Origin of the sequence: Pseudomonas sp. B37(2017) (genome assembly GCF_002112885.1) — a bacterium.
In the GTDB taxonomy this organism is placed as follows: Bacteria; Pseudomonadota; Gammaproteobacteria; order Pseudomonadales; family Pseudomonadaceae; genus Aquipseudomonas; species Aquipseudomonas paraglycinae.
Window position 1 is genome coordinate 411220 of sequence record NZ_NEIX01000004.1, and the last position, 10499, is coordinate 421718.

Below are 10499 nucleotides of genomic sequence, written 5' to 3' on the forward strand. Positions count from 1 at the left end.
AACTAGAGAGGTTTTTTACTTACACCGCCGCAACCGGGCGCATGTAAGAGATTGGTGCAGTGCTGGCGTCTTCGAACGTCACGACTTCCCAGGCATCTTTCTGCTCAATCAACTTGCGCAGCAGCTGGTTGTTCAGTGCGTGGCCGGACTTGAAGCCCTTGAACTCACCAATCAGGCTGTTGCCCAGCAGGTACAGGTCGCCAATCGCATCGAGGATCTTGTGCTTCACGAATTCGTCTTCATAGCGAAGGCCGTCTTCGTTCAGTACGCCATCGGCATCGACCACGATCGCGTTTTCCACGCTGCCGCCGAGTGCGAGGTTGTGCTTGCGCAGGTACTCGATGTCACTCATGAAACCGAAAGTACGGGCGCGGCTGACTTCTTTTACGAACGAAGTGCTGGAAAAATCCACGCTTGCACTTTGGGTGCGGTCCCGGAAAACCGGGTGATCGAAATCGATCTCGAAGCTCACCTTGAACCCTTCGAAAGGGACGAAAGTGGCGCGCTTGTCGCCGTCTTCCACTGTCACTTCACGCAGGATGCGGATGAATTTCTTGGCGGCGTCCTGTTCTTCCAGGCCAGCCGATTGAATCAGGAATACGAAAGGTCCTGCGCTGCCATCCATGATCGGGACTTCAGACGCGGAGAGCTCGACGTAGGCGTTATCGATGCCCAGGCCAGCCATGGCCGAGAGCAAGTGCTCCACCGTGTCTACCTTCACGTCACCGTTGACCAGCGTCGTCGACATGGTTGTCTCGCCGACGTTGGCCGCACGAGCCGGTATCTCGACAACCGGATCGAGATCGGCACGACGAAAGACGATCCCGGTGTCGACAGGTGCAGGCTTGAGGGTCAGGTAAACCTTCTCCCCGGAGTGCAGACCTACACCGGTGGCACGGATAATATTTTTCAGTGTGCGTTGTTTAATCATGGCATGGGCCGCTTCAGCGCAAATTGCGAACTGGTATCAACAAAGGCTGGCGATGATAGCAGACCGAGCCTTTGCTGAACACCAATCACCTGAATACCCCTGATACATTTCATCAATCGGCCTGACGACGCAGGAAAGCCGGGATGTCCAGGTAGTCCAGGTCATCTTGCGGATTCATCTTCGCGGCAGTCGCAGCACCGGCCTGAGCCTGGTTGCGCATGACGGTCGGACGGTCCAGGTCACGGTAGTTCACCGCTGGCTGTTCCTGACGAGCGGGTGCCGGTTGCTGCACTTGAGCAGCCGCCATCGAGGTGTGAACGGTGTTGTCGATGACCTTCACAGGCTTCTCGATTTTCGCGCCCAGACCGGTGGCAACCACGGTCACGTGCAGTTCGTCGCGCATGTCCGGATCGATAACGGTACCGACCTTGACCATCGCGTGCTCGGAAGCGAAGGCTTCGATGATCGAACCCACGTCGGAGTACTCACCCAGGGACAGGTCAGGACCGGCAGTGATGTTCACCAGGATGCCGCGTGCGCCTTGCAGGTTCACGTCTTCCAGCAGCGGGTTGCGAATGGCCGCTTCGGTCGCTTCACGTGCACGGTTCGGACCGCTGGCGCAGCCAGTGCCCATCATCGCCATGCCCATTTCGCTCATCACGGTGCGTACGTCGGCGAAGTCGACGTTGATCATGCCCGGACGCTTGATGATGTCGGAGATACCGCGAACGGCACCGGCCAGTACATCGTCAGCCTTGGCGAAAGCCGACAGCAGGCTTGCGTCCTTGCCGAGGATGGTCAGCAGTTTTTCGTTCGGAATGGTGATCAGCGAGTCGACGCTTTCCGAGAGCATGCGGATGCCTTCGTCGGCGATCTGCATACGCTTGCGGCCTTCGAACGGGAACGGACGGGTCACGACCGCAACGGTCAGGATGCCCATTTCCTTGGCCACTTCGGCGATGATCGGCGCAGCACCGGTACCGGTACCACCGCCCATGCCGGTGGTGATGAACACCATGTTGGTGCCCTGCAGGACTTCGGCAATGCGCTCACGGTCTTCGAGAGCGGCCTGACGACCTACTTCAGGGTTGGCGCCGGCGCCCAGGCCTTTGGTCACGCCGGTGCCCAGTTGCAGAATGGTGCGCGCGCCGATGTTTTTCAGCGCTTGAGCATCGGTGTTGGCGCAGATGAATTCCACGCCTTCGATGTTGCTCTTGACCATGTGGTTGACAGCGTTGCCGCCGCCACCGCCAACACCGATAACTTTGATTACCGGGCTTGCGGGGATGTTGTCTACGAGTTCGAACATTTTCCCTCTCCTTACATTCTCTAGTTTTTTCGCCTACTGCTGTTTGTTGCGGTGCTGCGGTAAAGCGTTAGAAGTTGCCTTGAACCCACTTCTTCAAACGGTCCAGCAACGGCGCCTGCGGCTCATCGTTGCTGTAGCTGTCGCGGCTGCCGATGCCCGAGAACGAGATCCCGTCGGACTGCTTCTGCAGGCCGTACATCAACAAGCCAACGCCAGTGGAATAAATCGGGTTGCGTACCACGTCATCCAGACCTTTCACGCCATGCGGCACGCCCAGGCGGACCGGCATGTGGAAGATCTCTTCGGCAAGTTCAGTGGCGCCTTCCATCTTCGAAGTACCACCGGTCAGCACGATGCCGGCCGGGATCAGGTCTTCGTAGCCGCTGCGACGCAGCTCGGCCTGGATCAGGGTGAACAGTTCGTCGTAACGCGGCTCGACCACTTCGGCCAGGGCCTGACGGGACAGTTCGCGCGGCGGACGGTCGCCGACGCTCGGCACCTTGATGGTCTCGCCGGCACCGGCCAGTTTGGCCAGGGCGCAGGCGTAACGGATCTTGATCTCTTCGGCGTACTGGGTCGGGGTGCGCAACGCCATGGCGATGTCGTTGGTCACCTGGTCACCGGCAATCGGGATCACGGCCGTGTGGCGGATCGCGCCTTCGGTGAAGATCGCGATGTCGGTGGTGCCGCCGCCGATGTCGACCAGGCACACGCCCAGCTCTTTTTCGTCGTCGGTCAGTACCGAGTAGGCCGAGGCCAGTTGCTCGAGAATGATGTCGTCGATTTCCAGACCGCAGCGGCGCACGCATTTTTCAATGTTCTGTGCGGCGTTGACGGCGCAGGTGACCACGTGAACCTTGGCTTCCAGACGCACGCCGGACATGCCCAGCGGCTCGCGCACGCCTTCCTGGTTATCGATCACGTAATCCTGCGGCAGGGTGTGCAGCACACGCTGGTCGGCCGGGATCGCCACAGCCTGAGCGGCGTCGAGTACGCGCTCCAGGTCCGCCGAGCTGACTTCGCGATCACGGATCGCGACGATGCCGTGGGAGTTCAGGCTGCGGATGTGATTGCCCGCCACGCCGACGAACGCCGAGTGAATGCGGCAGCCCGCCATCAGTTGGGCTTCCTCAATCGCGCGCTGGATCGACTGCACGGTGGACTCGATGTTGACCACCACGCCTTTTTTCAGGCCGCGGGACGGATGAGTGCCGATCCCGACGATTTCCAGCGAGCCGTCGTCCGCAACCTCGCCGACCAGCGCCACCACCTTGGAGGTGCCGATATCGAGACCGACGATCATTTTGCCGCTTTGCACGTTTGCCATGGGTCCTGCCTCTTCTTAATTCTTTGCGACAGCGGGTTGGGCTGTCGTCGGCGCTACTGGTTCCCGCCAGCCAACAGCAAGGCCGTTGGCGTAGCGCAGATCGATGCGCGCAATGTTCGTAATCTGTTCTTTGAGCGTCTTGTCATAGATGGCAATGAAGCGGCGCATCTTTTCCACCAGGTTGCCGCGTCCCAGCAGCAGCTCGATCCCGGGGCCGGAACTGCCGGCACCGGTGGTCAGGAACCAGCTGCCGCGTTCACGCAGCTCGAGCCGTGCAATCGAGAAGCCCAATGGCCGGAGCATCTGGCTCAGCACCTGGTATTGCTGCATCACTTGCTGCTGGGCCCGCTGCGGACCGAACAGCTGCGGCAGGTGTTCGTAGTTCGCCAGTTCCTTGGGCGTGAACGCCTGGCCCTGGTTGTTGAGCAACGACTCGTCGCCCCAGCGGGCCACCGGCAGTTGCTCTTCGAGGCGGATCACCACCTGGTCCGGCCACACCCGACGTACTTCGGCGTGGGCGATCCACGGCATCTGTTCCAGCTCGGTGCGCATGCTCGCCAGATCGATGGTGAAGAAGCTCGACGCCACGTACGGGGCGATCCGCTGCTGCACCGCTTGCTGGCTGATGTAACTCAGGTCGCCCTGCACCGCGATCTTGGTGATCGGCCGGTCGGCATACGGCAGCAACCGCTGTGCGCCTTCGTAAGTGCCGAACCCCAGGGCCACCAGCAGCACCGGCCAGAACAGACCTTTCAAAAAGCCGAAGTTGGCTTTTGGCAGGCGCGCGGACATCGGCTCTTTGGCCACCATTCGGCTGGCACCCCGCGGCACCGGCTTGCGGCCGGGTGCGGGTGGCTGATGTCTGAGCTGTGCGCCTTGCATGGTCTTAACCTCGCGCCTCTTTCTTGCCGTCGGCATCGACACTGGCGGCCAGAATGGCCAGGACCAGTTGCTGGAAATCCAGACCGGCCGCTTTCGCCGCCATCGGTACCAGGCTGTGATCGGTCATGCCGGGAGCGGTGTTGACTTCCAGGAACCAGAACTTGCCATCGGCGTCCTGCATCACGTCCGCCCTGCCCCAACCGGCAATACCCAGCGCCTCGCAGGCTTGCGCCGTGAGGTCCATGAGTTCTTTTTCCTTGGCGGCATCGAGCCCGCACGGAATCCGATACTGGGTATCGTTGGCGATGTACTTGGCGTCGTAGTCGTAGAACGTGTGTGGCGTACCCAGGGCGATAGGAGGCAACACCTGGTCACGCAGGGTGGCGATGGTGAACTCCGGACCGTGGATCCATTGCTCGACCAACACTTGCGAATCGTAGGTACTGGCCGCTTTCCATGCGTCGATCAACTCGGACGCAGAACTCACTTTGGCCATCCCGATACTTGAACCTTCATGCGCCGGTTTGACGATCAAAGGGAAGCCCAGTTCCGTCGCTGCGGAAATACAATCGGCCTCGCTGCGCAGCACGGCGTGACGCGGCGTCGGAATCCCGAGCGTGTGCCAGACCTGTTTGGTGCGCAGTTTGTCCATCGCCAGTGCCGAAGCCAGGATGCCGCTGCCGGTGTACGGAATGCCGGCCACTTCGAGCAGGCCCTGCATGCTGCCGTCTTCACCGCCACGACCGTGGAGGATGATGAACGCACGGTCGATCTTTTCGCTCAGCAGGCGCTGCAGGATATCGGCGCCGACGTCGATGCCGAACGCGTCCACACCCGCGCTTTGCAGCGCAGTGAGCACGGCGTTGCCGGACTTCAGCGAGACTTCACGCTCGGCACTCAGGCCACCGAACAGCACGGCCACACGGCCGAAATCCTTCGGGGCGATGGTGGAAAACAGATTGGCGTAGGCAGCAGTCATTTCAACTTCCCCTCGACCGATGCCGCCACGGCACCGGCGAACAACTCGCTTTTCAACAGTTTCGGTGCAAGACCGCCGATATCACCGGCGCCCTGGCACAGCAGAATGTCGCCGGCACGCAGCAGCGGCTTGACCACCGGCGCCAGGTCGACGCCGCGCTCGATGTAGATCGGGTCGAGCTGACCGCGCTGGCGAATGCTGTTGCACAGCTTGCGGCTGTCGGCACCCGGGATCGGCTCTTCGCCGGCCGGATAGACTTCCATCAGCAACAGCACGTTGGCGTCGGCCAGTACATTGACGAAATCGTCGTACAGGTCGCGGGTACGGCTGTAGCGGTGCGGCTGGTAGACCATCACCAGACGGCGCTCTGGCCAGCCACCGCGCACGGCCTTGATCACGGCTGCGACTTCGGTCGGGTGGTGACCGTAGTCGTCGACCAGCATCACGCTGCCGCCGTCCACCGGCAATTCGCCGTAGACCTGGAAGCGTCGGCCGACACCCTGGAACCCGGACAGGCCCTGGACGATGGCTTCATCGCTGACGCCTTCGTCGGTGGCGATGCAGATGGTGGCCAGCGCGTTGAGCACGTTGTGGTTGCCCGGCATGTTCACGGACACATCCAGCGGCTCACGCTCGGGACGCAGCACGGTGAAGAAGGTCTGCATGCCCTGCTGGCGCACATTGATCGCGCGCACGTCGGCTTCTTCGCTGAAGCCATAGGTGACGACCGGGCGTTTGACCTGCGGCAGGATTTCACGCACCACCGGGTCGTCCAGGCACACCACCGCCAGACCGTAGAACGGCAGGTTGTGCAGAAACTCGACGAAGGTTTTCTTCAGTTTGTTGAAGTCGCCATCGTAGGTCGCCATGTGGTCGGCGTCGATGTTGGTGACCACGGCCACCAGCGGTTGCAGGTGCAGGAAGCTTGCGTCGCTTTCATCGGCTTCGGCGATCAGGTAACGGCTGGTGCCGAGCTGGGCATTGGTGCCCGCGGCGTTCAGACGGCCACCGATGACGAAGGTCGGATCCAGGCCACCGGCCGCGAACACCGAAGCGATCAGGCTGGTAGTGGTGGTTTTGCCGTGGGTACCGGCGACGGCGATGCCGTGGCGGTAGCGCATCAGTTCGGCGAGCATTTCGGCACGCGGTACCACCGGGATGCGGCGTTCCAGCGCGGTCGCCACTTCCGGGTTGGAAGTATTGACGGCGCTCGACACCACCAGCACATCGGCGGCAGCGGCGTTCTCGGCACGGTGGCCGATGAAGATCTGCGCACCGAAGGATTCCAGGCGCTCGGTCACCGGCGAAGCTTTCAGGTCCGAACCGGACACTTCATAGCCCAGGTTCAGCAGCACTTCGGCAATACCGCACATGCCCACGCCGCCGATCCCGACGAAGTGGATGCGACGGATGCGGCGCATTTCCGGTTGCGGCATGGCTTTCTGATTCTCAACCATGGGCCACCTCCAGACAGGTATCGACCACGCTACGGGTGGCTTCGGGTTTCGCCAGACGGCGGGCCGCTTGGGCCATTTGTTCGAGTCGTTGCGGTTGCATCAAGACCTCTGTCAGGCGCGCGGCAAGGTCCGCGGCGCCAGTCGTTCTTTGCGGCATCAGGAAGGCAGCGCCTTCGCGGGCCAAATAATCGGCGTTGCGGGTCTGGTGATCGTCGATCGCGTGGGGCAAGGGCACCAGCATCGAGGGCAGACCGGCGGCGGCCAGTTCGCTGATGGTCAATGCGCCAGCGCGGCACACCACCAGGTCAGCCCAGCCATAGGCCTGGGCCATGTCTTTGATGAACGGCTGCACCTGCGCATCCACGCCGGCGGCGCGGTAGCGCTCTGCAGTCACTTCATCGTGGTTTCTGCCAGCCTGATGGAACACTTCCGGACGCAAGTCGGCAGCGACTTGTGCCAGGGCTTCAGGCAGCAACTTGTTCAACGGCTCTGCGCCCAGGCTTCCGCCCAGGATCAGCAAACGCGCCTTGCGTCCGGCCAGGGCCGGGCGCGGTGTTTCGAGGAACAGCTCGCTGCGCACCGGGTTACCGGTGGTACGGCGGCTGTCCGACAGGGTAAAGGTGTCGGGGAAGGCTTCACACACCCGGGCGGCGAACGGCACCAGCAACCGATTGGCGGTGCCGGCCACGGCGTTCTGCTCATGAACGATCACCGGCACGCCGGCCAGTTTGGCAGCAAGACCACCGGGGCCGGTCACATAGCCGCCGAATCCGACCACGCACACCGGACGCAAGCGGCGAATGATCGCCCGCGCCTGCCACACCGATTTCAGCAGCATGAACGGCGCCTTGAGCAACGACAGCTTGCCCTTGCCGCGCAGGCCGGTGGCGTTGATGCGGTGCAATTCAAGACCCGCCGCCGGCACCAGATCGTTTTCGATCCCGCGCGGCGTGCCGAGCCAGTGCACGGTGTAGCCGCGCGCCTGGAATTCGCGGGCACAGGCCAGCGCCGGGAACACGTGGCCACCGGTGCCGCCGGCCATGATCAATACGTTAGCGCCCATGGTTCGGCTCCTCGGCGAAGTCGCTCTCATGGAATTCCATCTCTTCACTGCCCAGGTGGGTCCGGCTCTCCCACTCGATCCTCAGCAACAAGCCAAGGCAGGCGCAGCAGATCACCAGGGAACTGCCGCCATAACTGAGGAACGGCAAGGTCAGGCCCTTGGTCGGCAGCAGGCCGACGTTCACGCCGATGTTGATCAGGAACTGGCCGATCCACAGGAACGACAGACCGTAGGCAACATAAGCGGCAAAAAACTGTTTGGCTTTCTCGGCCCACAGACCGATGTACATGCCGCGAATACACACGAACACGAACAGTGCCACGGTGCACAGCGAACCCACGGCACCGAGCTCTTCGGCCAGGACCGAGAACACGAAGTCGGTGTGCGCTTCCGGCAGGTAGAACTGCTTCTGCACGCTGTTGCCCAGGCCAACGCCCAGCCATTCACCGCGACCGAATGCGATCAAGGCTTGGGACAACTGATAACCGGCGCCGAACTGGTCGGCCCACGGGTCGGCGAAGTTGGTCAGACGCGCCATCCGGTACGGCTGCATCTGAATCAGCAACACCACCGCACCGACGGCCAGCACCACCATCAGCGAGAACCGAAACAGCCCGACCCCGCCGAGGAACAGCATCGCCGCCGCAGCTCCCATCATCACGACGGTGGCACCGAAGTCCGGCTCCATCAGCAACAGGCCCGCCATCGGCAGCAGCACGATGAAAGGCTTGAAGAAACCCATCCAGCTCTCGCGCACTTCTTTCTGACGACGCACCAGGTAACCGGCCAGGTAGATCACCACGAACACCTTGGCGATCTCGGACGGCTGAACGTTGAAGAAGCTGAAACCGATCCAGCGCATCGAGCCGTTCACCTCACGGCCGATCCCCGGGATGATCACCATCACCAGCAGACCGAACGCACCGATCAGCATCAGCCAGCCCAGTCGCTGCCAGGTGGCGATCGGGATCATCATGGTGACGACGCACGCGCCCAGGCCCAGCACCACGTAGATCAGGTGACGGGTCATGTAATAAAGAGCACTGCCCGACTGCGCCGCGCCGACTTCTGTCGAGGCCGAAGCAATCATGATCAGGCCCAGGCCGAGCAACGCCAGGCAACCGGCGAGCATCGGGAAGTCGAGGTCGATCCCGCGTCCGGTGATCAGCGGCGACGGGTATGGCTTGATGATGTTTCTCAAGCTCATGCCAGATCCTCCACGGCGCGGACGAACTGGTGACCACGGTCTTCGTAGTTCTTGAACATGTCGAAACTGGCGCAGGCCGGCGACAGCAGCACCACGTCACCCGGTTGGGCGGCGGCACGGCATTGGGCGACCGCGTCGACCAGAGTGGTCGCACGAATCAGCGGAACGGCATCGCCGATCGCTTCGCCGATCTTGTCGGAGTCGCGCCCCATCAGGATCACGGCGCGGCAATGGGCCGCCACCGGATCGCGCAGGTCCTTGAAGTCGGCGCCCTTGCCGTCGCCACCGGCGATCAGCACGACCTTGCCGTCGATGTCCGCACCCAGGCCTTCGATGGCCGCCAGTGCGGCGCCCACGTTGGTGGCCTTGGAATCGTTGTAGTAACCGACGCCGTCCAGATCACGCACCCACTGGCAACGGTGCTCGAGGCCGGCGAAGGTGCGCAGCGCCGCCAGCATGGCGTCGAACGGCAGCCCGACCGCGTGGCCGAGTGCCAGCGCCGCCAGGGCATTGGACTGGTTGTGGGCGCCGCGAATCTTCAATTCGCGCACCGGCATCAGGTTCTGGAATTCGAAGGCCAGGTACTTCTCGCCATTCTCTTCGCGCAGACCGAACGCCTTGAAATCGGGTTTGGTGAGGCCGAAGGTCCAGCACGGCTGGCCCTCGCCCATCAGCGGCCGGGTCAAGGCGTCCTGACGGTTGACCACGAACTGCTTGGCACCACGGAAGATCCGGTGCTTGGCCAGGTGATAGGCCGGCAGACCGCTGTAGCGGTCCATGTGGTCTTCGCTAATGTTGAGCACGGTCGCCACTTCGGCGTTGAGCTGGTCAGTGGTTTCCAGCTGGAAGCTCGACAGCTCCATCACGTACAGCTCGACGTCGTCGCTGAGCAGATCCAGCGCCGGCGTACCGAGGTTGCCGCCCACGGCCACGCGTTTGCCGGCCGCAGCCGCCATCTCGCCGACCAGGGTGGTGACGGTGCTTTTTGCGTTGGAACCGCTGATGGCCACGATCGGCGCCTTCGCGTTACGCGCGAACAGCTCGATGTCGCCGGACAGCTTCACGCCACGGGCCGCGGCGGCTTGCAGGGCCGGGGTCGCCAGCGCCAGGCCGGGGCTCACGTAGAGCTCGTCGGCACGGCACAGGAATTCGACGTCCAGCTCGCCACAACGCACTTCCACGTGCGGATAGTCACGCTGGAGCGTGGCCAGTTCCGGTGGATTTTCCCGCGTGTCGGCCACAGCAAACGCCACGCCCCGGTTCGCCAGGAAGCGAACCAGGGACATGCCGCTCTTGCCGAGGCCGACAACGATGCGGAAGTGGTCAGAAGCGATCAGAGACACT

The 10499-nt window shown here is 62.5% G+C and carries 9 protein-coding genes; all 9 read right to left on the minus strand.

What is annotated here, in order from left to right; genetic code table 11:
• Nucleotides 1–19: 19 nt before the first annotated feature.
• Nucleotides 20–931 (minus strand): UDP-3-O-acyl-N-acetylglucosamine deacetylase, encoded by a 912-nt coding sequence (lpxC, locus tag CAF90_RS13750; protein ID WP_007956752.1) that lies wholly within the window; start codon nt 929–931, stop codon nt 20–22.
• 112 nt (nt 932–1043) lie between these two features.
• The gene (ftsZ, locus tag CAF90_RS13755; protein ID WP_085606919.1) at nt 1044–2240 is read right to left on the minus strand and encodes a cell division protein FtsZ; all 1197 of its coding nucleotides are present in this window, start codon (nt 2238–2240) and stop codon (nt 1044–1046) included.
• 67 nt (nt 2241–2307) lie between these two features.
• The gene (gene ftsA, locus CAF90_RS13760) at nt 2308–3567 is read right to left on the minus strand and encodes a cell division protein FtsA (protein WP_007956755.1); all 1260 of its coding nucleotides are present in this window, start codon (nt 3565–3567) and stop codon (nt 2308–2310) included.
• A gap of 15 nt (nt 3568–3582) precedes the next feature.
• Nucleotides 3583–4449 carry a cell division protein FtsQ/DivIB gene (locus tag CAF90_RS13765; RefSeq protein WP_007956757.1) on the minus strand — a complete coding sequence of 289 codons (867 nt, stop codon included), beginning with the start codon at nt 4447–4449 and terminating at the stop codon, nt 3583–3585.
• 4 nt (nt 4450–4453) lie between these two features.
• On the minus strand, nt 4454–5428 hold the full coding sequence (locus tag CAF90_RS13770; protein WP_007956758.1) for a D-alanine--D-alanine ligase: 975 nt from the start codon (nt 5426–5428) through the stop codon (nt 4454–4456).
• Nucleotides 5425–6885 carry a UDP-N-acetylmuramate--L-alanine ligase gene (gene murC / locus CAF90_RS13775; protein ID WP_085606920.1) on the minus strand — a complete coding sequence of 487 codons (1461 nt, stop codon included), beginning with the start codon at nt 6883–6885 and terminating at the stop codon, nt 5425–5427. Before murC ends, CAF90_RS13770 begins: the two co-directional genes overlap by 4 nt.
• Nucleotides 6878–7948 (minus strand): undecaprenyldiphospho-muramoylpentapeptide beta-N-acetylglucosaminyltransferase, encoded by a 1071-nt coding sequence (murG, locus tag CAF90_RS13780; protein WP_011335863.1) that lies wholly within the window; start codon nt 7946–7948, stop codon nt 6878–6880. The genes murC and murG overlap by 8 nt, the downstream gene beginning before the upstream one ends.
• Nucleotides 7938–9155, minus strand: coding sequence for a putative lipid II flippase FtsW (gene ftsW / locus CAF90_RS13785; protein WP_007956765.1), 1218 nt, complete (start codon nt 9153–9155; stop codon nt 7938–7940). The genes murG and ftsW overlap by 11 nt, the downstream gene beginning before the upstream one ends.
• Entirely contained in the window at nt 9152–10498 is a 1347-nt protein-coding gene (gene murD, locus CAF90_RS13790) for a UDP-N-acetylmuramoyl-L-alanine--D-glutamate ligase (protein ID WP_039766248.1), read from the minus strand. The genes ftsW and murD overlap by 4 nt, the downstream gene beginning before the upstream one ends.
• Nucleotide 10499: the final 1 nt, after the last annotated feature.

What these genes read in the sequence shown, in the direction of transcription:
- ftsA (WP_007956755.1), bottom strand. Translation starts at nt 3,567, where the DNA reads ATGGCAAACGTGCAAAGCGGCAAAATGATCGTCGGTCTCGATATCGGC.
- lpxC (WP_007956752.1), bottom strand. Translation starts at nt 931, where the DNA reads ATGATTAAACAACGCACACTGAAAAATATTATCCGTGCCACCGGTGTA.
- murG (WP_011335863.1), bottom strand. Translation starts at nt 7,948, where the DNA reads ATGGGCGCTAACGTATTGATCATGGCCGGCGGCACCGGTGGCCACGTG.
- ftsW (WP_007956765.1), bottom strand. Translation starts at nt 9,155, where the DNA reads ATGAGCTTGAGAAACATCATCAAGCCATACCCGTCGCCGCTGATCACC.
- CAF90_RS13765 (WP_007956757.1), bottom strand. Translation starts at nt 4,449, where the DNA reads ATGCAAGGCGCACAGCTCAGACATCAGCCACCCGCACCCGGCCGCAAG.
- murC (WP_085606920.1), bottom strand. Translation starts at nt 6,885, where the DNA reads ATGGTTGAGAATCAGAAAGCCATGCCGCAACCGGAAATGCGCCGCATC.
- CAF90_RS13770 (WP_007956758.1), bottom strand. Translation starts at nt 5,428, where the DNA reads ATGACTGCTGCCTACGCCAATCTGTTTTCCACCATCGCCCCGAAGGAT.
- ftsZ (WP_085606919.1), bottom strand. Translation starts at nt 2,240, where the DNA reads ATGTTCGAACTCGTAGACAACATCCCCGCAAGCCCGGTAATCAAAGTT.